The 25,995-nt window shown below is 37.2% G+C and carries 23 protein-coding genes; 14 read left to right on the top strand and 9 right to left on the bottom strand.

Going from position 1 to position 25,995, the window contains the following annotated elements:
• The first annotated feature begins 128 nt into the window (after nucleotides 1-128).
• Nucleotides 129-524, top strand: coding sequence for a hypothetical protein (locus H4J73_RS11630; RefSeq protein WP_182223720.1), 396 nt, complete (start codon nucleotides 129-131; stop codon nucleotides 522-524).
• A gap of 138 nt (nucleotides 525-662) precedes the next feature.
• Here H4J73_RS11630 and hemL read toward each other — a convergent pair whose 3' ends face one another.
• The 4 genes from hemL to H4J73_RS11610 form a co-directional block, all read right to left on the bottom strand.
• Nucleotides 663-1,946: a glutamate-1-semialdehyde 2,1-aminomutase gene (gene hemL, locus H4J73_RS11625; protein ID WP_182223719.1), complete on the bottom strand. Its 1,284-nt coding sequence runs from the start codon at nucleotides 1,944-1,946 to the stop codon at nucleotides 663-665.
• Nucleotides 1,947-2,019: 73 nt separating this feature from the next.
• Entirely contained in the window at nucleotides 2,020-3,024 is a 1,005-nt protein-coding gene (locus tag H4J73_RS11620) for an aspartate carbamoyltransferase (protein ID WP_182182354.1), read from the bottom strand.
• Nucleotides 3,025-3,191: 167 nt separating this feature from the next.
• Nucleotides 3,192-3,626, bottom strand: coding sequence for a CopD family protein (locus H4J73_RS11615; RefSeq protein WP_182182162.1), 435 nt, complete (start codon nucleotides 3,624-3,626; stop codon nucleotides 3,192-3,194).
• Nucleotides 3,623-5,263, bottom strand: a complete 1,641-nt coding sequence (locus H4J73_RS11610; protein ID WP_259366670.1) for a chloride channel protein — start codon at nucleotides 5,261-5,263, stop codon at nucleotides 3,623-3,625. Before H4J73_RS11610 ends, H4J73_RS11615 begins: the two co-directional genes overlap by 4 nt.
• Nucleotides 5,264-5,403: 140 nt before the next feature.
• Between H4J73_RS11610 and H4J73_RS11605 the strand changes: the two genes are divergently transcribed.
• A complete protein-coding gene (locus tag H4J73_RS11605; protein WP_182182161.1) occupies nucleotides 5,404-6,135 on the top strand; it encodes a DUF6776 family protein in 732 nt (243 codons plus the stop codon).
• A gap of 25 nt (nucleotides 6,136-6,160) precedes the next feature.
• Here the strand turns inward: H4J73_RS11605 and prsT are convergent, their stop codons facing one another.
• Nucleotides 6,161-8,971, bottom strand: a complete 2,811-nt coding sequence (gene prsT, locus H4J73_RS11600; protein ID WP_182182160.1) for an XrtA/PEP-CTERM system TPR-repeat protein PrsT — start codon at nucleotides 8,969-8,971, stop codon at nucleotides 6,161-6,163.
• A gap of 294 nt (nucleotides 8,972-9,265) precedes the next feature.
• Between prsT and H4J73_RS11595 the strand changes: the two genes are divergently transcribed.
• Together H4J73_RS11595 and erpA are read left to right on the top strand one after the other, a co-directional pair.
• Nucleotides 9,266-10,129, top strand: a complete 864-nt coding sequence (locus tag H4J73_RS11595) for a PEP-CTERM sorting domain-containing protein (RefSeq protein ID WP_182182159.1) — start codon at nucleotides 9,266-9,268, stop codon at nucleotides 10,127-10,129.
• A 186-nt stretch (nucleotides 10,130-10,315) separates the two neighbouring features.
• Nucleotides 10,316-10,657: an iron-sulfur cluster insertion protein ErpA gene (gene erpA, locus H4J73_RS11590; protein WP_182182158.1), complete on the top strand. Its 342-nt coding sequence runs from the start codon at nucleotides 10,316-10,318 to the stop codon at nucleotides 10,655-10,657.
• A 368-nt stretch (nucleotides 10,658-11,025) separates the two neighbouring features.
• Here the strand turns inward: erpA and H4J73_RS11585 are convergent, their stop codons facing one another.
• Nucleotides 11,026-11,352: a hypothetical protein gene (locus H4J73_RS11585; RefSeq protein ID WP_182182157.1), complete on the bottom strand. Its 327-nt coding sequence runs from the start codon at nucleotides 11,350-11,352 to the stop codon at nucleotides 11,026-11,028.
• Nucleotides 11,353-11,559: 207 nt separating this feature from the next.
• On the opposite strand from H4J73_RS11585, the gene H4J73_RS11580 reads away from it, so the two are divergent.
• The 3 genes from H4J73_RS11580 (at nucleotide 11,560) to H4J73_RS11570 (ending at nucleotide 15,153) form a co-directional block, all read left to right on the top strand.
• Entirely contained in the window at nucleotides 11,560-12,969 is a 1,410-nt protein-coding gene (locus H4J73_RS11580) for a M20/M25/M40 family metallo-hydrolase (protein ID WP_220460148.1), read from the top strand.
• A 219-nt stretch (nucleotides 12,970-13,188) separates the two neighbouring features.
• Entirely contained in the window at nucleotides 13,189-13,347 is a 159-nt protein-coding gene (locus tag H4J73_RS11575) for a hypothetical protein (RefSeq protein WP_182223718.1), read from the top strand.
• 183 nt (nucleotides 13,348-13,530) lie between these two features.
• Nucleotides 13,531-15,153 (top strand): methyl-accepting chemotaxis protein, encoded by a 1,623-nt coding sequence (locus H4J73_RS11570; RefSeq protein ID WP_182182155.1) that lies wholly within the window; start codon nucleotides 13,531-13,533, stop codon nucleotides 15,151-15,153.
• 2 nt (nucleotides 15,154-15,155) lie between these two features.
• Here the strand turns inward: H4J73_RS11570 and H4J73_RS11565 are convergent, their stop codons facing one another.
• Entirely contained in the window at nucleotides 15,156-16,346 is a 1,191-nt protein-coding gene (locus H4J73_RS11565) for an HD-GYP domain-containing protein (RefSeq protein ID WP_182182154.1), read from the bottom strand.
• A gap of 15 nt (nucleotides 16,347-16,361) precedes the next feature.
• Complete coding sequence (locus tag H4J73_RS20815; RefSeq protein ID WP_310649625.1) at nucleotides 16,362-17,411, bottom strand: DUF484 family protein; 1,050 nt, start codon at nucleotides 17,409-17,411, stop codon at nucleotides 16,362-16,364.
• Between the two features lie 201 nt (nucleotides 17,412-17,612).
• Between H4J73_RS20815 and H4J73_RS11555 the strand changes: the two genes are divergently transcribed.
• From H4J73_RS11555 to rplI, 7 genes are all read left to right on the top strand, one after another.
• A complete protein-coding gene (locus H4J73_RS11555; protein ID WP_182182152.1) occupies nucleotides 17,613-18,230 on the top strand; it encodes a tetratricopeptide repeat protein in 618 nt (205 codons plus the stop codon).
• Between the two features lie 433 nt (nucleotides 18,231-18,663).
• Complete coding sequence (gene rnr, locus H4J73_RS11550; RefSeq protein WP_404851868.1) at nucleotides 18,664-21,051, top strand: ribonuclease R; 2,388 nt, start codon at nucleotides 18,664-18,666, stop codon at nucleotides 21,049-21,051.
• A 92-nt stretch (nucleotides 21,052-21,143) separates the two neighbouring features.
• Nucleotides 21,144-21,899 (top strand): 23S rRNA (guanosine(2251)-2'-O)-methyltransferase RlmB, encoded by a 756-nt coding sequence (gene rlmB / locus H4J73_RS11545; protein ID WP_182182151.1) that lies wholly within the window; start codon nucleotides 21,144-21,146, stop codon nucleotides 21,897-21,899.
• A gap of 1,418 nt (nucleotides 21,900-23,317) precedes the next feature.
• The gene (gene rpsF, locus H4J73_RS11540; protein WP_182182150.1) at nucleotides 23,318-23,737 is read left to right on the top strand and encodes a 30S ribosomal protein S6; all 420 of its coding nucleotides are present in this window, start codon (nucleotides 23,318-23,320) and stop codon (nucleotides 23,735-23,737) included.
• 7 nt (nucleotides 23,738-23,744) lie between these two features.
• Nucleotides 23,745-24,065, top strand: coding sequence for a primosomal replication protein N (gene priB, locus H4J73_RS11535; protein WP_070375546.1), 321 nt, complete (start codon nucleotides 23,745-23,747; stop codon nucleotides 24,063-24,065).
• A 58-nt stretch (nucleotides 24,066-24,123) separates the two neighbouring features.
• Nucleotides 24,124-24,351: a 30S ribosomal protein S18 gene (gene rpsR / locus H4J73_RS11530; RefSeq protein WP_070375547.1), complete on the top strand. Its 228-nt coding sequence runs from the start codon at nucleotides 24,124-24,126 to the stop codon at nucleotides 24,349-24,351.
• 20 nt (nucleotides 24,352-24,371) lie between these two features.
• Nucleotides 24,372-24,824 (top strand): 50S ribosomal protein L9, encoded by a 453-nt coding sequence (gene rplI / locus H4J73_RS11525; protein ID WP_182182149.1) that lies wholly within the window; start codon nucleotides 24,372-24,374, stop codon nucleotides 24,822-24,824.
• Between the two features lie 124 nt (nucleotides 24,825-24,948).
• Here the strand turns inward: rplI and H4J73_RS11520 are convergent, their stop codons facing one another.
• A complete protein-coding gene (locus H4J73_RS11520) occupies nucleotides 24,949-25,881 on the bottom strand; it encodes a 1-aminocyclopropane-1-carboxylate deaminase/D-cysteine desulfhydrase (protein ID WP_182182148.1) in 933 nt (310 codons plus the stop codon).
• Nucleotides 25,882-25,995: the final 114 nt, after the last annotated feature.

The following is a 25,995-nucleotide window of genomic DNA, read 5'->3' as shown; positions in this document are numbered from 1 at the left end:
GCTTTTTATTAGCTGATTTCTTGCATGTCTTTTAAACAGTGACTATTGTATACAAAACTAGCTTGCATAAGGATTGCTAGTTAACCGTAATGGATTGATATGTTTTTCAATGAATGCGTGAGTATAAAATGAAACATCGTTTAAGTTTTGGCTTTTATAATATATTTGCAAATAATGTTATTGAAGTTACCGCCGATGAAGGCGTTGAAATGACACTGGAGATGGTAGAAGAGTGCCATGAGTTTGTGAATAATAACGTCGAAGGCGATTTTGCTTTGCTTATTAACCGTATAAATAATTATACCTATACTTATGAAGCAAAACTTTCTGTTGCCTCTTATGAAGGATTAAAGGCGCTTGCTTTTGTCTGTTATTCTGAAAAAAGTAGATTAGTGACCAAAAAACTCCAAGCGAGTCGTTCATTTGATCAATGGAAATATCCCGTGTTTTCAGGTTTAGAATTAGGCTGGCAACAAGCTTACCACTGGCTAGAAAGTGAATTGTTGGCAATAAAAATAAATTAAACCGATAAAAAGGGATAGCCATTAGCTATCCCTTTTTTATTCAGTATCGTCTTGCTGAAATATCCTATTTTTAATACATTTGTGCATCCTTGCGCATTAACAGTAATTATCTGTTACAAGCTGAGGCTTTTGTTGAAATTATAATTGTGCAAAACACTTATCAGCAGCAGCTAACGTTAATTCAATCTCTACATCAGTATGAGCCATCGATAAAAATCCCGCCTCATAAGATGAAGGTGCCAAGTAGATGCCGTTTTCTAACATTAAATGGAAGAAACGTCTGAACTTATCTGCATCACAAGCGGTTGCTTGTTCAAAAGTAGTAACCGGCTCTTGTGAGTCAGTAAAGAAAAAACCAAACATTGCACCCGCATAGTTAATGCTTAACGATACGCCATTGCGCTCAGCGGCTGCTTTTAAACCCATAGCAAGCTTTTCAGTTGATGCACTCAGTTGTTCGTGCTTATCACCGATACTTAATTCATTTAATGCCGCTAAACCGGCAGCCATAGCAATAGGGTTACCTGATAAGGTACCTGCATGGTAAACAGGGCCAATAGGTGCAATATAGTCCATTATTTCTTTTTTACCGCCAAAGGCGCCAACGGGCATACCGCCGCCAATCACTTTACCTAAAGTCGTTAAATCAGGGGCAATATTGTAATGTGCTTGAGCCCCGCCTAGTGCAATACGAAAGCCGGTCATTACTTCATCGAAAATCAATACACTTTTATGTTCATCACAAACTTCGCGTAGACCTTCAAGGAAACCTTCTACGGGAAGAACACAGTTCATGTTTCCGGCAACAGGTTCGACAATAATACAGGCGATTTCATCTTTATATTTAGCAAAAATTTGTCGAACTTCATCAATATTATTAAAACTAACCGTTAATGTGTGCTTGGCAATGTCAACAGGAATACCTGGAGAATTTGGCACGCCCATGGTTAGTGCACCTGACCCTGCTTTGACTAATAACGAATCAGAATGCCCATGATAGCAACCTTCAAATTTTAAAATTTTATCACGTCCCGTAAAGCCACGTGCTAACCGAATTGCGCTCATCGTTGCTTCTGTGCCTGAGCTGGTCATACGAATGCGTTCCATTGATGGTACTAATTCACGCACTTTTTCTGCCATGGTAACTTCTAGCTCGGTTGGTGCTCCAAAGCTTAAGCCATTTTTAGCCGTTTCAATTACGGCGGCTAAAATAGCCGGGTGATTATGACCTAAAATCATCGGTCCCCAAGAGCCAACATAATCAATGTAAGCCTTATCATCGGCGTCATAAATATAAGCACCTTCAGCGCGCTTAATAAAACAAGGCGTACCGCCAACACCATTAAAGGCACGAACAGGCGAATTTACGCCACCGGGAATTATTTGTTTTGCGCTGTTAAAAAGTTGTTCTGAATGGTTCATAAAATTGCCTACTTTGTTAATTATAAAGTGATTGTTAGTTAACCTTTTTATCACTTATATACTTAGAATTTATTTATTTGTTGGTGTACCAGGTGACCGGTTTTTCAAATTGGCTAAGCTTGTTTTCTACACCCAGTGTTAAAGCAAATAATGCCATGCGAACAAGTACGCCATTTTGGGCTTGTCTGAAAATAGCCAAATTATCTAGATCATTTAAGTCGCTATCAAGTTCGTTGGCTTCCGGACGAGAATCTCTCGGCAATGGATGCATGATCACGGTGTGCTCTTGGCAAAACTGTTGGTAAACTTCTTTATTTAAGCTGAAATGACCACGGTATAAGTTAGCTTCATCTTTGCTGGCAAAGCGCTCTTGCTGAATGCGTGTTTGATAGATAATGTCACATGATAAATTATGTTCAATTTTATCAGTGATCACCACGTCATGACCCGCATTGGTGAGTGATGAAATTATACTGTCGGGCATCTTGAGCGCGTCAGGTGAAATCATCGTCACTTTCATATTTTTATATAAACTGAGTAATTTAGACAGTGAATGTACGGTTCTTCCGTGTTTGAGATCACCCATTAAGACAATATTTAAACCGTCTAAGGTTTTATTGTGTGGCGCCATCTCAGACTGAATGGTAAATAAATCAAGTAACGCTTGTGTTGGATGCTCATTAGCACCATCACCCCCGTTAATAACAGGGACACTACTGCCTTTTGAAAACTCTTCAACAGAGTGCATTGTTGGGTGTCGCATCGCAATAACATCAGAGTAACCACTAATAACACGAGCGGTATCAAAGAGAGATTCACCTTTACTTAACGATGAGTTTTCTTGACCGACAGTTTCACGAACAGAGCCCCCTAAAAGGTTAAACGCTGCACCAAAACTGACACGAGTTCGGGTACTGGGTTCAAAGAATAGATTATTAAGAATAGCACCCTCTAAAACATGACAGCGCCTTTTACGCATGGCATAAGGTGCCATTAGCGATGAAACTTCCAAAATACGAGAGATAGCATCGCGATTAAACTGCGAAACAGAAAGGATGTGACTTCCTTCAAACTTCATCATAAAAAGTTACCTAAAATTATAAGACTGCGACTATTTTTGAGGCAATAATATAGCACAATTTAGGAATGTTGAGAATATATTATCGTTGTTCAAGATCTAATAGAACGTTATAACTGGTAAATTTTTTATGTGCACTAAAAAGCAAAAATATAATTCAAGGTGAATCATTGGAACGGTTTTAAGTATACTAAATATATTATTGCGAGCAGTATAAGTACGGGAAACTCATTAAAAAAGCGATAAAATTTGCCTGTACGTATGTTTTTATCTGCTTTAAAATCTTTAACTAATTTAAAGCAATAGCCATGGTAAGCCAAAAGTAACATAACTAGAGTCACTTTTAGGTGTAACCATTTTGAGGCAATAAACCAAGCGTAACCATAATGATAAATTAATGCCACGCCTAATAAAACCGTTAATAATGCAAAAGGAGTCACAAAATATAGCAGGCGTTTTTCCATCCCCTTTAAGTGATTTGCAACCGCTTGATTCGTTGTTTCTGCATGGTTAACAAAGAGTCGAGGTAAATAGAAAATCCCTGCAAACCAAGCGACCATAAAAAATACATGAAAAGCTTTTAACCACAAAAGAGTAGTCATACTGTTGTTTTTCCTTCTAATAAATAACTTCGGATCTGTTCAAAGGTAATGATGCCTAAGATGTCGTTAAGGTCTTCATCGTAAACATAAACACCACCATCACGTTGCTCAATCAGGGCTAAATAAGCTTCAGCTAATGTTGATTGACTTTGCAAAGGGATTAATCGCAAAGGTACTATTTTTACAGCTCTAACGGCTGGGTTGTGTTCAATTTTTAACCATGTAAACGTTGAGTAAGGGGTGAGGTTTTCTATTGCGGGCGATGCTTGAATAATAACATGATTTAACAACTCAACTTTCTCTAGCGCTCTTAAAACGTCTTTGGAACATTCTTGTTGATAGACATTGATATTTTCCTGTAAAACACCCAAAACACCGATACGTTGTAATGACTTTTCAATAGGCGATTTTCGGTATTTTAGCCCTTGTTGTTCAAGTTGCATAACAAAAACAGATCGGTTTTTGAAAAACTGGCCTGAAAATACACAGGCAGTGGTTATAACGATCATTGCAGGCACAACGACCTCTAACTGATTCGATAACTCCACAACGGTTAGTAGTGCCGCCAGTGGCGCGTTTAGTGTTGCCGCTAGAAAGCCAGCCATCCCCATTAGCGCATAGTCGCCTGCAAGGTTTTCTCCAGGTAGGTAACCAGTAACAAGTACTGACACACAAGTACCTGCAATTGCACCTATACCAATAATAGGACCAATAATACCACCAGGAATACCTAAGCCTAATGCGGTAATTGTCATGAGGATTTTGGCAAATAATAAACCAAGTAATAGCTGTATATGAAGATTATTTTCCAACGCAAATGTTATTGCCCCTAAATCGGTACCCATAGCAAATGGCACAAAAAAACCTAACGTTCCTGTAATAAATGCCGCCAACAGAATACGAGGCACTATATGTATTGAGCTTGAATATTTTATGATGAGGATTAGATATCTGTTAAAGCCATACGCTAATAAGCCGAGTATCAATCCTAATAAAACAAGTGCAGGATAATGATGAAAGCTAAGAGATATTTTATCGAAATAGGCAAATTCATGTGCCGACCCCAAAATGCTACGGGTGATCATTGAACCGATAAGAGCCGCGATCATCACCGGAATAAAGATATGTACTTTATATTCACGTAATATTACTTCCATGACAAAAATAACCGCAGCAATGGGAGTATTAAAACAAGCGGCTATTCCTGCGGCTATTCCGCAGGCACAAAGTGTGCGTATCGTGTTGAATGGAAGGTTTAGTTTATTACCAATATAACTGCTACAAGCGGCGCCTAAATGTATAGCGGGCCCCTCTTTACCGACTGAAAATCCAGAGGCTAACGCAACAACACTGCCAAAAAATTGATTAATAGTATTGCGAAATGGAATAATGCCATTAGCCACTTTTAAGCGGTGTAATATAAAAGGAATACCAGTACGTAAATATTGGTAGCCCGTTAACCACGCAAAAAATAAAATCATCAATCCGCCGACTATAGGCAAAACGAAACGACTTAACGCATCTAAACTGGTATAGTTATCTTTTTGGATTAAATAAAAGCTTTGAATTGTGTCAATGCTAATGGTAAATAGTACGACTAAAAGTGCTGATGCAGCGCCACCTATAGCGGCTAACAAACAAAGTTGCCAGGAAGTTCTCGGTAGGGCTAAACGTTTTCTAAGTAAAGAGAGCGATATCATAATAATGAAAGGGTTCACCTTTATTGTTTTAGCCTAAAAATATTTATTAACTCGTCGGATATCATAATACTTTTCAAATGAATTGGTTAGCAAAAATAAATCTAAATACGGTTGTGGTTCGTTTAGGCGCATTCCGTTCTGCACTTTTACTTCTTCTCATTATTGCTATCTGTCTTTACAGTGGTTATCGTGTTGGGAATTTTTATCATGGCTATCAAGTTAAAACGTTAGCGCAACAGCAAACGCGACTGAGTAAGTTATATGAAAAAAATGTTGAGCAAAACAGTCAAATAAATACCCTTGAAGTAGAGTTAGAAGTTGAACGTATGGCTAATCAACATTCTCAAGAGCTTTTAAAAATGATGGAGTCTGAACATTACGAAGTTAAGAAAGAGCTCGCTTTTTATGAAAAAGTGATGGCGCCAGAAAAAACAGTTGATGGTTTAGTTATTGATAGACTTCTGTTGTACCCAACAGCGAGTCCACATCACTTTCGTTTTCAAATAGTATTAGTGCAACAGCAGTTGCGTAAACGATTTGCTAAAGGGTATATCGACTTCACCTTGTTGGGCAGTTTAAATAATCAGCCTAGTCAATTAAAATTAAGCCATATATCAGCGTCGACAAAGAAAGATTTATCATTTAGTTTTCAGTATTTTCAAATCGTTGAAGGTGAGTTTACACTGCCTGAAAACTTTCTCCCAGAAAAGTTAGAATTAGCGACTATTTTACCAAAAAATAAATGGCAGAAATATCAGCGATTAGATGAAAGCTTTATCTGGGGCGAACTCTTAAAAAACACGCCGTAATACGATGTGTTTTTAGGCCACTATATTATTCCCCAGAAAGTTTTTTCATGAGCGCTATCGCATCTGATTTATCGGGAAAAGCATTTTCACTTTCTATCGCCGTTTTCAAATACTTTTTCGCTTCACCTTTACGGTTTAATTGATATAAAGCGACAGCTAAGTGATATTTTATTTCGGCATTATTAAAATCTTTAATAATGACTTGTCTGAATATAGGCAGTGCTAAGTCTGCCTGTTCATTTAATGTGTAAGACCATGCGAGTGTATCCATTATCGCTACGTTATCAGGTAATTTACTATGTGCCTTTTCAGCATAAGCTAATGCTTGTGGGAACTGATTCAATTTAATAAAGACCTGTGCCGCATTGTTTAATAAAATAGGCATTTCAGAAAATTCTTTCATTAAATTTTGATACTTTTCAGCGGCACGCTGTAGTTGGTTTGTAGCGACTAACGTGTCGGCTATTGCGATTTGAGAAGTAATATCTTGTGGATTATCGTTAGTCCAGTCAGTCAGTAAACTAAGTGCTTTTGAAAATTGTTTTTGTTGTTTATAAACACGGTACAAACCGTAAACGGCCTGTCGGTTTTTACTTTTTTTCAAGGAAACCAAAAATAAGTTTTCTGCTTTATCAAATTTTTCTAATTGTCGGTATAAGTCACCTTCTAAATTCTTCAAAAAAACAAGGTTAGTACTTCTCTCTGATATGCTTTGTAAAATATCTAAAGCAAGTCGTTCATTTTTTTGCTCTACGTAAATATTAAATAATTTTAAATATGAGTCAACGTTTTCGCTATTCCATGAAATCGAGCGTTTTAAGCTGAGAGTGGCTCCCTCAAAATCAGAACGGGACAATTGTGCATCAGCAAAAACATTATAAATATTTGATTTGTCATTGCTATTCTTTACGGCTAATTCAAAAGTGCTAAAAGCCTTTTCATAGGCTTTATCAGCCATATATAAATTAGCGAGTGCTAAATAAACACTTCCAACTTTATTGTTTTTGTTCAAAAATTTATTTGTCAGCGTTATAGCTTCTTTTAGCTGACCAAGCATTACTTGCATCTCAATAATGTTGATTAATGCTGTTGGGTTATTGTTATCAACACTAAACGCTTTTTTGTATGCATCTAGTGCATCATTATTGTTTTTTGTTATGCGATGTATATTGCCTAGCTCGATTAATAAAAATGCATTAGGCTCTTTTAATTCAGACACTTTTTTATTGATTTTCTCAATAGCTTTGTCAGACTGTTGCTCAATAACATCTATTCTTGATAAATGAACAAGCGTTCTAAGGTTATTTGGGTTTAAAGCTAAAGATTGTTCTAGTGATTTTTTTGCCAGAAGATGTTTGTTTAATCGACCTAAGAGGATGCCTTTTCGTAAGTGTAAAACGCTATCGTCATTTTGTAATGTTAGCGCAAGGTCTAATTGTTCGAGTGCTTGTTCAAATTGATTGTTTTTCTGGTAAGCCTCTGCCAATAATACAATTAAGCTTACGTTGGTATCGAGTGACTTTGCCTGTTCAAGGTGGATAATCGCTTGTGAAAACTTCCCGGTCAGCATCTCTAAGTTTGCTAAGTCAAACAAAGCCTTTGGGTTGTCTTTATTATTAACAACGTCGATTAGATAATTTTCAGCAAGTTGTAGCTCACCTAGTATTGTATAAGTTTGCCCAAGTAGAGACCAGGTTTCGATATCATCTGGATCGACTAACTTTGATTTTACCAATAATGTTTTCGCTCGAAATGGGCTATTTAATGATAACTCGACTTGGGCCGCTAACTTTAATGCTCTTGTATCATTATTAATGATGGCAAGGTATTTTTGCAAAAACTCTTGAGCTTTAAGGTTTTCTTGTTGTTGGAAACTTAGTACGCCAGCTAAATAAAGATAGACCGGATTTTGTTTCATTACCTCCTCAGGTAAACCGGTTAATACCACATTAATATGAGCGGTTGTTTCCTCTACTTCCTTTGTATTTCCTAGCGCACTGTTTGCTATTATTTTTAAATAATTCGCTTTAGGTTCATTAGGGATTTCTGTCGTAATAACATCAATGTCGTTCAAGGCAAGTTGAAAATTTCCTAGCTCAATATATAGGCTTGCTCGTGTTAGTAGCGCAGGGAAGTCCTTATTGTTTAATTCGATAACCTGAGAAATAATACTCAATGACTCTAATTTATTGCCTACTTGCTGTTCTATATTAGCAAGCATTGTTAAAGCAATACTATTTGTTGGAGATACCGCTAGTACTTGGCTGAGGTAAGCTCTCGCTTGAAGTATGTTTCCTTTAAGTAAGTATACTTGTGCGAGGCCTAATTGTGCTTTAATGCTATTAGGTACATGTTCTAATGCTTTTTGAAATAATATTCTTGCTTGCGCTAAATTGTTCATCGCGATAAAAGCTCTTCCTTGTAATATCGCAATTTTATTAAGCTGTTTTTTTTGGGTGTCAGCTGCAATAGGGGCATTAATCACTTCTTTATATTTTTGTTGTAACAGATAAGCCTCGAGCATTAAAGGAAGTACCTTACTTTCATCCGCTTTATTATTTTGGGCTTTTTCTAACTGATTCTCAGCGGAAGCGCCATCACCCATCGCAATATACACTTCGGCGAGTAAAACCATTGAAGGTAAATGCTTAGGATCATTTTTTAAAGCATTTTTCAAATGAATAATTGCAGCGTTCAGTTCAGAGATATAAAAACTTTTGAGTGCATCTTCATAAGGTTTATCTGCATTTTGCTCGGTAAAAGCTAGAGAATGGGTACTTAGCAATAAAAGCGTGCCAGTGAGTAAGGCTAAAGTCGTTTTTATTAAAGATATCATTGAAATATTTCTTTTATGAAAATCAATTGTTAAGGATACTCGGAGTTATTATTAATATCTAGAAGATCTTTAATTGTTTAATGGATGAAATAATAGTTGTCGATAATTTTTACACTTTTAGGTAATATAATGAGTATATATCTATATATTTCTCTATATTATTGAAGTTATTGGTTTTTTACATATTGGCTTGAATTTTGAATAAGACTGAATTAGTAGATAATAAATTATACATAATCTTGTGTTTTGATTACACATGTATTGATGCCGGTATTTAGAAGTAGGTTTAAAAATATGAAATGTTTAAAATGGATTGCAATAGCTGCACTTTCAGTATCAAGTATTAACGCGTTTGCTACAACACTTACCGCCGATGAAATAATGAAGGAGTACACTGATAATGGTTATTCAGATATTCAAGATAATTATATAGGTAAAGGTAATAGAAATGACATCAATGGTGAATCTTACCTATTTGATGTTGACCAAATGTTCGTTTCTCGTGTTGGCACCATACTATCTGTTGACATCTTTACTGCATTTTACAACGATATAAATACAGACGGTATCAAGCTTGGTGATTTGTTTATGGCTGCTGATAATAGTTTTGACAGTACTGGAGAATCGCCTTGGGATCCCAAACGAAATAACTCACGTGACAGATATACTAGTACTGCAGATAAATCAAATACCGGCACAAATTGGAACTACGTTTACGACCTTAGTGGTGCACGTAAATTTACGTCAGGAACTGGGGAATTAAAGTCAGGCTTTGGCAGTAATCAGGTAGTGAGTTCGTCTGATCTTCATGGTACTAGTTCTCGTGATAACCAAGCGGTAATGCTTGCGGATAGAAATAGCGATATAGTTCATGATTCATCTTCATGGTATGTAGATACTAATTATAGCTATGCTAAGACCGTTGGTGAAACATGGAATGGCTACGGTAAAGTTAGTTTTTCTTTTGATGTGAGTGGTACCGCACTTGCTACCGCTAATCAAATTGCTTTTCGCTGGGCAATGACATGCGCTAACGACATTATTGAAGGTGTTGCTTCATTTTCTGGTGGTTCAACTCCTGTGTCAGAACCAAGAACTATTGTATTAATGTTGCTTGCTATGGCTGGTTTTACTTACCGTAGAAAAGTAAAAAATTAATCTTTCATTAATAACCTGATCAATGCGTTATATTGAGAAATATGGCGCATTTTTTTTGTTATATTTGTGAAACATTACTTTTTATTGGGGTTAGCAGACTAAACAAGTGAATACTTGACTAAATTAGTCAAGTTTAAGATAATGGCTCTGAGACAATCCCGTTAACATCTTTGTAAGTAGAGTAATATGTCAACTCCTGAATTACCGATAAAATTTTCCGATGCCGCCGCAACTAAAGTGTTGTCTTTGATAACAGAAGAAGAGAACCCGGAATTAAAATTAAGAGTGTATGTAACAGGTGGTGGCTGCTCTGGATTTTCATATGGCTTTACTTTTGATGAAAAAGTGAACGATGGTGACATGACCATCGTTAAAAAAGGCGTTACTATGGTTATTGACCCGATGAGTTTACAATACTTAGTTGATGGTGAAGTCGATTATATTGAAGGCCTAGAAGGCAGTCGATTCTTAGTAAATAACCCCAATGCATCTTCGACTTGTGGTTGTGGTTCTTCTTTCTCAATCTAACCCTCTTTAGTTTTATATTGATTAAAAAACCAGTGATATCCTCCCTGGTTTTTTTTGTGCCTATTTCTTTCTTTATCTTAGAAGTCTTTTAAATCAGGCATGCTATTACATCGAACACTTCCCCCAAGCAAATCTGATATTGCTGTTATTGCGATATTAACCTTACTGCTATTCAATCTACTTGCTTTATTTTCGCTTTAGCATCGGGTTGTTGATTAAACCTTGTTATCGATGGTGCAAGAGTATTTTTATGGGTTCAGTATTGATTGAAATTGTCATCTTGCGCGTTTCACTTGCTTGATTATTCAAACGTTGCCCCAGCTTCCTTAGTGACGTTTGTGAAATACTTTTATTTGAGCTATCACTTGTTAACAATTTTTATTGTTTGGCTGCTTCGGCAATATTTTAGCTTGGGTGGTGGACTCTCTTTTTAACGGTATTCTCTTAACCGTCTGAGTTTCGCTTTTAGTTTCATTTTTCGGTGCTTTTTTTATAATGGTCGCCTGCACCGTATCAAAAGCAAAGCTTGAATACTTAGCAACAGAAGAGAAATACAGTCTCGCTTGGATAGGTTTACCGGGATTTTTTTTTATGATCATGGGTAAAGGGGCTTGAGAAAACGGTTGCGTGAAAATAATCAGCATCATCAAATGAAAAATGGTAGAGCAAATCAGTCCTTTGCTTAATTTATTCACATATGACCTCCTTGTAAATCGTAAAATCATTGATGTTACATTGAGACTTCCAATCTTGAAAAATTTTAGTTTTACCTTAATAAACAGTAAATAGTTCAATAAAGATAGTTCGTTGCTATTTTAAGGTGAAGCTATTTGCATGTCGTCGCAAGATTCTTGATACTGAATGTATTCTACGATCAATCATTACTTATAAAAGGGAATATCATGCGGAAAGTGCCTTTTCAATCAGTCATAAAAACACTTGTGTTAAGCAGTGTTTTTTTAGCTTTGTCGAGTTCAGCAGCAACACTAACAAAATCAGAAACTAAAGCATTAACACAATTAAAAAATACCGCTCTCCAATCTGATTTATCGTATCAAGTATTGGAATCGTTAACTACAGAAGTGGGCCATCGGTTAATGGGCTCTGAGGGGGATAAAAAGTCGATCCTCTGGGCGCAAAGTAAGATGAAAGCGTTAGGCTTTGATAAAGTATGGACAGAAGAAGTTACCGGAACCTTTTGGCAGCGCGGCGAAGTTCAAGCTAAAATAATTTCACCATATCCACACAAAATCGTTGCTATTGCACTGGGTGGAAGTATAGCTACTAGTGATGAAGGACTTACCGCGGAAGTAGCTCACTTTAAGACATTAGCAGATTTAGTTGCAGCACCAGACAATAGTTTGGACGGAAAAATTGCATTTGTTTCTTATCAAATGGAAGAGCATATCGACGGTAATGGCTATGGTCCAGCCGTAGGTACGCGTGTCGGTGGTGCTGTTGTAGCGGCTAAAAAAGGCGCGTCGGCATTAATTATGCGCTCTGTTGGAACAGATAATAACCGGATAGCTCACACAGGTATTATGCGTTATGACGACAATGTGAATAAGATCCCCGCTGCAGCTCTTTCAAACCCCGATGCAGACTTACTTGTTAACCAATTAAAACGGAACATGCCAGTCAGTTTTTATTTAAAATTAACCAGTCATACCGACCCTAAAGTGACTGCGGTTTCTGCGAATGTGATCGGTGAGATAACCGGCAGTGAATTCCCTGATGAAATCGTTTCAATTGGCGCACATCTTGATAGCTGGGATGTTGGCACGGGCGCATTAGATGATGGTATGGGGGTTGCTATGATGTTGGCGTCTGCTTATCACATTGCACAATTACCGCAACGACCGAAACGTACGATTCGTGTCATTCTTTTTGCTGGTGAAGAAGTGGGTTTGTTAGGGGCTAAAAAATATATGGAGCTTCATGAAAATAACATGGCAAACCATATCATTGGCGCAGAGTGGGACTTTGGTGTTGGTAAAATTTATAAAATGACGTCTGGTGTTGGTAAAAATTCGCTAGCAGCGATTAACGATCTTGCTGCACATCTAGCTCCATTAGGCGTTGAACTATCAAATGATAATAATGCTCAAGCACAATCAGATATGAGCGTGATGAGTGCGGCAGGTATGCCAAGTATGAATTTTGCACCTGATGGTACAAAGTACTTTGATTATCACCACACCGAAAACGATACCTTAGACAAGGTGAACCCTGAAGACTTAAAACAAGCAACAGCGGTTTATACTCTATTTGCTTATTTTTCAGCTCAATCAGGTGTTAATTTTAGAAAGTAATTATAATTATCTAAAGGAATGTTAGTCGCCGCTTATTTTGTTGCTAACATTTCTTGTCAGAGCTCTCCTATAAACTATTTCAAAGCAACTTTCTTCTTGATTTTATGATAATTCTGAACTTAACTCTTTAAAAGATATAAAATTAATTTCAGCAGTTAACACTAAGAGAGAATCAGGCATGAATAATAGTACACTTGCTACATCAATAATCGTCTCGTTATGCTTGCTACAAGGAATAGCCCAGGCGGAGTAAGGCTCTTAGGCTTTGCTAGCGTGAGTGTGGGCAAGATACTCAATGAAACTGGTGTTGAAAATTATGGCGTACCCGTAACTTTTCTCGCCGATAACGCCATTGTTTCTGCTTATGCATACGGGTAGAGTCTAGATTCAGAAAGCTTATTCGGTTTACAAGTCATGGCAGATATGAGTCTTGATATAAAAGCAGTAAAATTTTTTTGATGATTTTAAAAAAATTAAGACTTTGGTCGCTAGGCATTTTAACAATGTACAGTGTATAGTGCACAATTTACGATTAGTGCATAATTTACGATTAGGATAAATATGAATTTTTTTAAATCTCTACCTATATTTCATAAAATTTTAGCAATTTTAGCCATCGCTATTTTGAGTTTTGCTATTAATTTACTTATTAATATTACAGCTATTTCTAAAAATCAAATAGTATTAAAAACAATTCAGAATACCACTATTCACCTTGTTAATTTAACGAGTGAAAATGTAAGTAACTGGCAACGTATCGATGAAATTTATAATCAAAGTGTTTCTTTTGGTGATGAAGAATTAATTGCTCAAGCTACTCAATTAGTTACAGTGTTGGCCGATAACCTAAAGCGTATTAGCTCACTGGAGTCGTCATTTTCTGATACCTCTAAATCAGTCTCATTGAGTAAAGAATATAATGATATTGCTAGAAATATTTCCATAGGGTTTATCAACGAAGAAATTGATTTTCAAGCGACTGCCACAAAGAATAGTATTGAAAAGAAATCTGATATTTTTAAACAAGTTACTGAGATTTTAGTGCGAGATAAAGAAAAAGCGGCGGAGATATTTAACAGACTTGTTGAAGAAACGGTTACTAACTCAAGTGAATCAAGAGATTTAAGTATTTTAGTGGGTATTTTATTACTGATTATAATGTCGCTATTAAGTATCGTGATAGCGCGTTCAATTAGCCATTCAGTATTAAATATTGATGCTTCTTTAAAAGAATTGGCTGAAGGTGATGGCGATTTAACCAATCAAATTGAAGTTACAAGTCAAGATGAACTTGGTAATGTTGTTAAGCATTTTAATGCTTTTACGCAGATACTACGAAGTATCGTTTCAAACGTTATCGATGTTGTGCCCCCTTTGACAAAAAGTGCAGAACAATTAACTGATAAGGTACGAGATGTTCATGAAAATGTACAAAGCCAAGCGGAAGTCGCTGAAATAACTAAACAGTCTATGGTTGAAATGCAATTTAGTGTGACTGATATTGCTAAGTCTGCTGCAGAAGCGGCAAATGCTGCGGGCTCTGGAGAAGTAGAGGTCAACCGAGGTATGGAAAATGTTCAGCGTTCTTTGTGTATATCAGGCGAATTAGTACATGAAATCGGTAATGCAGCCGATGTGGTTGACAGACTTGCGAAAGACTCTCAGAATATGAACAAAATACTAGACGTAATTAATGGCATAGCAGAACAAACAAACTTATTAGCACTAAATGCAGCTATTGAAGCGGCTAGAGCGGGTGAGCAAGGTCGTGGTTTTGCTGTCGTTGCAGATGAAGTAAGAAGTTTAGCTTCTAGAACTGCATTGTCTACGACCGAAATTCGAGGACTATTAGACAAGCTTATTTCAGCGGCTGATCAATCAGTAAGTACGATGGGATTAGCACGAGAAAAAGCAAATAACAATGAAGAAATTTCTTTAGCTGTCGATAAATCATTAACCAAGATTAAAGAGCAAATTGGTCATATCAGTTCGATGAACAGCCAAATAGCGACGGCAACAGAAGAGCAGTCGTGTGTAGCTGAGACAGTTGTAAATAATATTGAGCAGATGTATAACAGTTTTGGTGCTACGCAAGCAGCCATTGAAGAAATTGGCAATGTGGCGCATTTAGTTGATAAGAATGCCGTACAATTGCAGACGGCTACATCGAAGTTTAAAGTATGAATTTATCCTTCCATTAATAAAAAATCGATGATTTTGTTCATGTCTAGATCAAAATCATCGGCTCTAACGCCTTTTATAATAAAATCTTTATCGCTTGATAAGTCAATATCTTCTGCCATCACATAACACCCATCTAAAGCATTATAGAACGAACGTACTTTAGGATTGGTTGGGTCACCGTCATTTCTACTTTCTACAATAGCCAGTTTATTTGAGCTTAATTCAACTAATGACCCAACAGGATAGACCCCCATGCATTTTATAAATAAGTCGACCAAACGCTGATCCAAGTGTTCTTTTATTGCTAAACTTCGTAAAATACTGAACGATTTTAAATGGCTATAGCCATCTTTGTAACAACGATTAGCCGTAAGCGCATCGAAGATGTCACAAATGGCAATCATCCTGCCATACGAGGAAATTTTTTCTTTAGGGATATTAAAAGGATAGCCGGTACCGTCAAGTTTTTCATGGTGAAGTGCAGCAACTTCAAGGCTTAATTCAGAAATTCCAGGTGTAGATTCTATTATTTTTATTGAATGATTAACGTGGCTCTTCATGACGGTAAATTCAGCATCTGTTAACTTCCCTGGTTTATTTAAAATGCTGTCAGGGATATTGATCTTACCGACGTCATGTAAAAATGCCCCTACAGAAAGTAGCTGAATAATTTTTTTATCTATTTTCAAAAATCGTGCGAAAATCGTCATTAATACTGAAACTGATACAGAATGTTCTAGTAAATACTCATCTTTTTTTCTGATATTTATAACACATGCTAACGCATCCGGGTTTTTAAATACTGTATCAATAGTTTGATTGGTAATTTCAATCACAGGTGTTAAATTGAGTTCTCGTCCATGCTGGGCATCTGCAAATATCTGCCGCTGAATTTCTTTTGATTCATTAAATAATTTTTTTGCTTTAGTGATCTCTAAAATAATGGGTGATCTTTTACTGACTGATTCGGTGCTAGCCTTGTTATTACCAATAATATTATCGCCAGCATCAAATGTTAGGGTTTTACTCGTATCTATTAATAAGCTTTCGACCCCCTTACTGCGTAAATTATCAATAACTTTGGTGTTTTTTATGTGCCCAGAGGTGGTTAAATTATAAGTTCCTTGTTGTTTAGCAATATCAACAACAAAATGTCCTTTCAATAACGCTGCGATTTTAATTTCAACAATCATAATCAAATTAACTCGTTAAATTAATGCCTGCTCTCTATCATTCTTGAGCTGATATAAATGTATATCAGCCTCTTTTAATAGTTCGGCCATTGATCGCTTTCCATCACTTGCTGCTACACCACAAGTAATCGTTATTGGTAAAGCTATGTTTTGATATGGCATGGGGTTATTGATAAAAAATTGACTTAAACGTTGAGCAGCCAGCTTCGCTTCTTGTTGACTTTGGTTTGCTAATACCACAACAAATTCGTCACCTGCGTAACGAAAACAGCGGTCATTTTCTCTGATTAAACGTTGCAAGGTTGTCGCGACATATGACAGTACTTTATCACCACAATCATGGCCATGTTGATCATTGACTCGTTTAAACTTGTCACAATCTATAAATAACAATGAGAAGGGTACACCGTATCTATGCTGGCGTAGCAACTCTTCAGAAATACAAACCTCCATTAACCGACGATTAGCTACACCGGTTAATCGATCATAATGCGCCATATATTCAAGTTGTTCCCGAATTAAAACATTCGATAAACATAAACTAACTTTAGTCCCTAGTTGTTCTAAATGAAAGGTGCCTAATTTATTACTAAAACGGTTTTTATCGCTATCAGAAAATAATAAGCTACCAAACAGTTGTCCTTCTAATATTAATGGTATTAGCGCAAGAGACTGTGATTGAATGAGCAAGTCACTGGGGATTACTGAAGGTAAGTTGTCTAATTCATTAGTCAGGAAAGGTTTGTTATCATGGTGAAAAGCTTGCAGTTGCGCTAAAGATATTTTGGTACTGTGTCGATGTTGCCAATTTGATTGTAACTGTTCATTAAACAAGTAGCTAATAGCTGTTGGTTCAACTAAAAGTAAAGTAATAGAAGTGATATTGAATTTTTGTTTTACCGAGTTCAATAAGCGCTGGAGAAGTTCTTCACATGACTTACTTGCAAGGACTTCCTTTTCTATTTCAAACAGTTTCAGAGCGATGGTTTCATTAGCTTTAGAGTTGGCAATTAATTGCTCAATTTCTAATTCAGACATAATTATTTCTTGTTTTATTAGATTAATTTGATTGTGTTCTTTTCTAAACCATTGTGCAAGAGCAGAGTTATGTCAGCAATGGTAGCAATATTGCTTTTTGTTATTATTGAAAAATTACATTTTTTGACACAAAAAATTGTCATTTTTATCACTTAACCTTTTTTATTTTCAGCCGATAAACTAATACTTATGAAATTTTTGAATTTTTGAATTTTTGGATTGTAATTTATGCGAGTTATATTATTAATTTCAGCTTTGTTATTTTTTGTCAGTAAGACCTGCTACGGGCAGAGGCTAGAGGCTGTTCAAATTTACACTGACAATCAACTTTTAAGTTTGATTAAAGAAAACAAGCACTTAGGTCGGGTTGTGTTGGATGATTGTCAGCTTGTGCAAGATATTGAAGCACGAGCAACAAAGTCTAAATACCCGTCATATCAATTTCTTTGGGGTGATATGCTTGCTTACGGTGTCTGCGTCAAAAAAAATGTCCCGCTTGGACTTCATTTTATGAAAAATGCGGCCGACCAAGCGTTGCCCGAAGCTTTAGAGCAATTAGGTCGCTATTACCACACCGGCAAGTTTATGCAGATAGATATTGAAAAGGCGGTATTTTTCCTCAAAGAGGCATCAGCCGTTAATAATTTAAGAGCACAAATTCGTTTGGCTGACATTTATGCGCAAGGTTATGGGAGTCCGTTGGATTACCCTGAACTATATGCCCAACTTCATGATTCCGTAACAAGTGATAAAAAAATGCATAAACAAATTGCACAACTATTAACAGGTTTGGCGAATAAAATGCCTGAACATGTTGTCAACGCAGCCAAAAAAGGTAAATTCTAAATTTTTAGTGTATCGATGTGTTTTTTGCATAACATCACTTTGTTAATTCCCGCTAGTACTCAATATGCAGACAGAAGAGTGCTTGGCAAGCCCATCTTAGTTATAAAGGTGTTCCCTTATAAATAGTTATGCACATTTTTAGTGATTGATAAAAGTTAGCTTTTTGATTTTATACGGATAATGGTGTCATTTTTCTGCTCAAAAGGTACTGTGATAGGACTCAAAACCCATTATATAGCGTTACTTAATTTAAAAATTGAACAATCATTCTCTGGACTTATTACTTTGCTTATAGCGTTTTTAATTCACATTGATAACCTACCTTTGAATGGTGGCGGGTATAGGTATATAATTGCTTCATTAATACATTAATCGAGTTTATCCCCTGAAAGATCCTCATCAAAAACGCGAAGCGCAAAAATACGACAATCCAGTGGCGAGTCGAGAATTACTATTATCAATAATAGAAAACTCTGCTGTGCCACTAAATTTTAAAGCGATATGCAAAGCTTTGAATTATCATGATGAAACGCATCATGTTGGCGTAAAACGACGTTTGCGTGCCATGGAAAATGCAGGTCAGCTTGTTTTTAATAAACTTAAGCAATATGTCATTCCAGCCAAAAATAGTTTGATCACGGGTAAAGTTACCGGTCATCGTGACGGTTTTGGCTTTTTTATACCTGACGTTGCTAAAGGTGAGAAACCTGGCAAAGATTTCTATATTTCATCCCATGAGATGCAGCGGGTATTCCATGGTGATATTGTTAGCGCTATTTTAGTGGATCGCACTGATCGTAAAGGCCGACAAGAAATTAAAATAATTGAAGTCATCGAGCCGCGTAAAGCCGGTATTGTTGGTCGCTTCTATGTTGAACATGGTATCGCTTATATCGTTCCAGACGATGCGCGTATTAAACAAGATATTTTGATTGAGCCTGAGGGTAAACTTGGCGCATGCCACGGGCAAATGGTGGTGGTTAATGTTCTGCATCGCCCGTCAAAACGTAATAATGCTGTGGGTAAAGTGATTGAAGTTTTAGGTGACCATTTAGCGCCAGGTATGGAAATTGATATTGCTTTACGTGAGCATGATTTACCTCATCAATGGTCGGCTGCCGTTATTGAAGAAGTTGCAACGATAGCAGACGAAGTCGAAGATGAAGCAAAAATTTCACGAGTTGATTTACGTGACTTACCGCTAGTTACTATAGATGGCGAAGACGCCAGAGATTTTGATGATGCTGTTTACTGTCAGCCTGAAGAATCCGGTGGCTGGCGTTTATGGGTGGCTATAGCCGACGTAAGTTACTACGTACGTAATGGTACAGCGCTTGATGATGAAGCTATATCTCGTGGTAATTCGGTGTATTTCCCGAGCCAAGTTATTCCTATGTTACCGGAAAAACTATCTAACGGTTTATGTTCATTAAACCCTGATGTTGACCGTTTATGTATGGTTTGTGAAATGAGTATCAGTGCGTCAGGTGAGTTGTCGGGTAGTAAGTTCTACTCTGCGGTTATGCGCTCACATGCGCGTTTTACTTATAGTAAAGTAGCAGCAATGCTATCGGGTGAAGACGCAACCGAAAAGGCAGCGTTGCGCGAACAATATCAGCCATTAGTCGGCGATTTAGAAAATTTATATCAAATGTATTTAGCATTAAAGACCTCGCGAACTAATCGTGGTGCCATTGCCTTTGAAACGTCAGAATCTCTATTTTTGTTTAATAGCGATCGTAAAATAGAATCAATTGTGCCACTAATTCGTAACGATGCGCATAAAATCATTGAAGAATGTATGGTTTTAGCGAATGTGGCAACAGCAAAGTTTGTTGAAAAACACCAAATGCCGGGCCTATTCCGTGTTCATGACAAACCGAGTGAAGACAAGTACAAAAACTTTGTCAGTTATTTAACTGAACTCGGCATACCTTTGCCAACGCGAGAGCAACCAGAACCTGCTGATTACGCTAATATTTTAAACCATGTTCAAGGTCGTCCAGATCAAGAGCTGATCCAAACTATGTTGCTGCGCTCAATGCGCCAAGCAGTTTATCAAAGTGAAAATTTAGGACATTTTGGTTTAGCACTCGAGTCTTATAGTCATTTTACTTCGCCAATTCGTCGTTATCCAGATCTGGTTATTCATCGCGTGATTAAAGCGATTCTGGCAAAGCAAGCACAAAGCGCTAACGAAAATAATGAAGCAAACGCCGGATTTTATCAATATTCGCCCGAAGAAGTTATTGAACTAGGCGAACATTGTTCAATGACCGAACGTCGTGCTGATGACGCGACCCGCGATGTTGCTGATTGGCTGAAATGCGAATTTATGCAAGATCACGTTGGTGATACCTTTACGGGTGTTATTTCTACCGTCACCAATTTTGGTTTATTTGTGCGTTTAACCGATTTACATATCGAAGGGTTAATTCATATAACTTCATTAGGGCATGACTATTATCACTTTGATGATGTGCGCATGTGTTTGAGCGGTGAACGTTCGGGCACTAAATATCGTATTGGTGATGTTTTAGAAGTGAGTGTTGCCGCAGTAAACTTGGATGAGAAAAAAATAGATCTCGTTTTGTCGGGCGAACAAGCGCCCAAGAATGGTGGTAAACCTGAAGGTAAATCGAAAGCCAAAAGCACCGGGCTAAGAAAAAATGCTGATCAGGGTTTTAATAAGCCGAAAGGAACTGGCGACAAAGGGGCGCCTAAAAAGCCAAAAGACAAGAAAGCAGAAAAGTCAAAAGCTAAAAAGCGTACTGCACGAAAAAAACGTCCGGGTAAAAATGCCCGTAAAACAACCGAATAACAGGTCGATATTGTCAGTGATGATGTAGGTCGACCTGAAAGACGTAAAGCTTAATGTAAGCAAGTTAAAGAAGACATCGAAAAGAGAAAACCATGGCGAAGCAAGACGAATTAGTATTTGGCATTCATGCAGTTAATGAATTAATTAAACGTGCTCCAGAACGCTTTATAGAGCTTTTTTTACTGAAAGGGCGTGAAGATGAGCGATTAATGACCATCATCAACTTGTCAAAAAAGTATGGCATTTCAATGCAGTTGGTTAGTCGTAAAGTGCTTGATGAAAAAAGTGAAGGCGAACAACATCAAGGAGTATTAGCGCGAATTACTCAAGGAAGAACATATACTGAAAACGATATAGAGGGAATTCTTGCACAAGCTAAAGAAAAAAATGAAGCGCCATTCCTGCTTATTTTAGATGGGGTAACCGATCCTCATAACCTTGGTGCATGTTTAAGAAATGCTGACGCTGCAGGTGTTCAGGCTATTATTGTTCCAAAAGATAATGCCGCACGCTTAACAGCAACCGTACGTAAAGTCGCTGTTGGCGCAGCTGAAACCGTGCCTCTGGTACAAGTCACTAATTTAGTGCGAACAATGAAGCAGCTTCAAGATAATGGTGTTTGGATAATTGGTACTGCTGGTGAAACAGAACATTGTTTATATGATGAAAAATTAAGTGGTCCTATGGCCTTGGTCATGGGCGCTGAAGGCAAAGGCATGCGCCGTTTAACGCGTGAAACTTGCGATCAGTTGGTCAAGTTACCTATGGCTGGTAGTATTTCAAGCTTAAATGTATCGGTAGCATCAGGTATCTGTTTGTTTGAGATAGTACGTCAACGCCGTTCATAATGTTGTAGGGCGTTTTTTAAACTGTATTAATGTACAAAAAATGCTGCGGTCGTACAAAATATACTATGATGAAAAGTGTAATATAATCAAGGTACATTTCAGTATGACTGCATCAGGTAATGAAACAGAAAACAAGACAGTGAGTTGTTTACCTGTAAAAAAGCTCACTAAAAAAATGTTTAGCGGAGTTATGTTACTTGTGGCTTATTTATTTATGATTTTTTAGCCTCACCATTAGTTGCTTAACCTTTTTACCGTATTGCAGGGAATAAGGTGGTACCCCCCGCTCATTTTTGCCAGCTCAAGTGCATTGTCTGGCTTTGCGGGTGAACTAGGCACACGTTTACCCAAGGTGCCTACGTTTATTTTGATAAAACTAACAATGCAGGTGGACTGAGGGTCGTCCAGTCTATTTGAAAAGTCTTGATGATGGTTACGAACCTTTCAAAACTCTCAAGAATATTCCGTTTTTTTAAATGACGATAGTATTTTTGCGCTTTTAAACTATGTAGTAAACACCAACAACTGCCGTAGTTTCGCCTTTTATTGAAAATAAACGCTTGCCTTTTCTCATGCCATTTACAGGCGCTAATTTTTACGTGAACTCGTTACAGAAAATATATCTCATTTAAGAGCCAGTTATTATTAATAAGTTGATGCGCAAATTCAGTATCTAGTTAAAGAAGAAAAGATTACTAAAATAGGTTTGTTGATACAGGCTGATGCCTTAGGTGTTACGGTTGAAAAAGGCTATATCAATATTATGAAAAAAATATGGTACTGAACCGGTTGTTATTACCTGTTATCGACGTAATATTAAAGATATTGTGCTTATGTTAGCGTACTAAAAGATAAAAATGTAGAAGCAACCGCTTTTGTTGGTAAGTATGAACGGTTTGCCGAGTTAGTTAATATAGCTGCCGAACAAGAATTTACGCTTTCTTTTACTGCCGCATCTTTTCTTTCAAGTCATGACCTCTCCCTCAGAATATGCAGCAAAGTCGGGTGCTTTTCACTGAAGTTATGCCTGAACCTCGAGTTGTATTTTAAGTATATGTAATGAATTTATGAGTGACATGAAAAAAATAGGCGTAGTGGCTATCGACCAGGTTTAACTTGAGGGTTATGTGAATGGTTATCTATTCACCGAAGTGGCGATGTAATGTGCAGAATTTCTACATCAAACTTGTTTCCTCGATAGTATAAAAACTAAGTCTTAATTATATCGATTAACATCAGTTTGACTCAACCTCACGGGCACTATTTCTTTATTACTCTATATACTTATATTTATCTTGCTTTCGTTGCTTGTTTTTACTACACTTCGCGACCTTAATTCAGCCCGAACTTTTGTTCCTTGCCTCTTTCTGGTGTTTGGCTGAGCCAGCTAATGAGGCTACAACCGTAAGGAGCTCGTAATGCGTCATTACGAAATCGTATTTATGGTTCACCCTGATCAGAGTGAACAAGTACCTGGCATGATCCAGCGTTATACTGACTTGATCAATGCTGCTGAAGGCAAAGTCCACCGTCTTGAAGACTGGGGCCGTCGCCAATTAGCATACCCAATCAATAAATTGCACAAAGCACACTATGTTTTATTAAACATTGAAGCGCCACAAACAGTTATTGATGAGCTTGAAACAGCTTTCCGTTACAATGATGTTGTTATCCGTAACATGATCATGCGCACTAAAACTGCAGTAACTGAAGCGTCAGCAATGGCAGCTGCTAAAGAAGAACGTCGCGACGATCGCCGCGAAGTTAAGCAAGAAGCTCCAGCTGTTACAGAAGCACCAGTTGCTACTGAAACTACAGAAGAAGCTGCGAGCGAATAAGTAACTCGTGACAAACTCTCTTTATGAGAATTGCCTTGTGTTGGTTGGTGAAGTGGTAAAACCACCGAAAAAATCAACAAGCCCAGCAGGTATTCAGCATTGTCAGTTTTCAATGGACCACAAGTCCATACAAAATGAAGCTGGCATGAATCGACAAGCATTTGTCCGGATACAGGTTGTAGCAACAGGTGAACTGTCACAAAACTTAACTCGTGATTTAATTGCGGGCAGTAAGCTTAAAGTGACTGGTTTTATTAACCGTCATGAATCAAGAAATGGTAACCCTCTTCTTGTCTTACATGCTCAACATATTGAAATGATTAATTAAGGTGTTTTTATTGGTTTGTTAAGTCAGCCAAATAAATACACCATATTAGGAGAAATCCATGTCTCGTTTTTTTAGACGTCGTAAGTTCTGCCGCTTCACCGCGGAAGGTGCTACCTCTATCGATTATAAAGATATTGCTACACTGAAAAACTATATCACTGAAAGTGGTAAAATCGTTCCTAGCCGTATTACTGGTACAGCTGCTAAATATCAACGTCAACTTGGTCGTGCGATCAAGCGTGCTCGTTACTTAGCGTTATTACCATATACTGATTTACATAAGTAACCTAAAAAGGGGTTTTGAAAATGGAAGTAATACTTCTTGATAAAATCGCCAAATTAGGCGGCCTTGGTGACAAGGTATCAGTTAAATCTGGTTATGCACGTAACTTCTTATTACCTCAAGGTAAAGCAGTATTTGCATCTGAAGCTAACGTTGAACATTTTGAAGCACGTCGTGCTGAAATTGAATCTTCATTAGCGGCAACTTTAAAAGCTGCTGAAGCTAAAGCTGCTAAAATCGTTGAATTGGCTGAAATCACTATCGCATCATCTGCGGGTGACGAAGGTAAATTATTCGGTTCTATTGGTACTAAAGATATTGCTGATGCAATTACTGAAGCAGGCGTTGAAGTAGCGAAAGCTCAAGTACGCATGCCTTTAGGCACAATCCGTGAAACGGGTGAATTCGATATCGCTATTCACTTACACAATGATGTTGACACTAGCATCAAAGTTATCGTTATCGCTGAAGCTTAATTTAGTTCGCTAAGTTAAACTGATAAAATACCGCTATTTCTTTTTAAGAATAGCGGTATTTTTTTATCTAAAAAAGAATAATCTGAAATGCATCATTATAAAAGCCAATGGTGTGAGCCAAATATTATTTAAAAGTTGGAATTAACCAATGCTCAGCATCAAGTAAGCCTCGTTCTATCAACCCACCAATGCCTTGTAATCCTCCTGTATGTAGCAAAACGATACGATGTCCTTGAGGAAAGTAATGCTGTTCAATTAAGTTCATTAGCGCCAAAATCATTTTACCTGAATATACCGGTTCAAAAGTAAAGCCAGTTTGTTGGTTAAAATTTTGTATTTTTTTGATATCTTCTTCACTAAATTTAGCATAGCCGCCACAGTGAAATTGAGACATTATTTTCCAGTTACTATAATTTGATGAATCTACGAGTAATTCATTTACTTGTTCGTTTAAATAACCGTCTTGTTTTAGTACCGAAATACCTAAAAGGTTATGCTGATTATTGTCTGCTTGTATGAGCCCCGCTAATGTGCCGCCACTGCCTACCGGTGTCAGTAAAGTATCAAATTCACCTTGTTGGTTTAATTCAGTTATTATTTCACCAACGCCAGTTAACGCTAATTCATTACTCCCACCCTCAGGTACTATGAGGTAGTCAGGGTATGCTTGTTGTAATTCAGCTAAGTAATCTTTATTTTCACGTAATCGATAAGTTTTTCTATCAACAAAGTGTAGTTCCATCCCCCATTGCTGTGCCATTGATAAGGTGAAGTTACTCGCGTATTCCTTTTCACCGCGAATAATACCAATACACTTTAGCCCTTGTTGTTGGCAGGAGAATGCCAGAGCATGGATATGATTAGAAAAACTACCACCAAAACTAAGCACACCAGCATAGTGATGTGACTTAGCATAATGTAAATTAAATTTTAACTTTCGCCATTTATTACCAGAGATAACAGGGTGTATAGCGTCGTCGCGTTTTATTGAAACAGCGATCTTATGCCTTTCAAATAAGGGGTGTGAAATTGCCTGTAATTTTGATTCTATTTTCATAAAAGGTAATGTTATTCTTTACTTAAATGTAACTATTCGATAAAAAACTTGCGCCTTGAATGGAATAGGGGATAATGATTTTAGAGATTTGACTATAAATAATAATATTGATAA

Source organism: Colwellia sp. MB3u-41 (assembly GCF_014076845.1).
Taxonomy (GTDB): Bacteria; Pseudomonadota; Gammaproteobacteria; order Enterobacterales; family Alteromonadaceae; genus Colwellia_A.
Note: the sequence above shows the minus strand (reverse complement) of the source record. Positions and strands in the feature narration are given on the sequence as shown.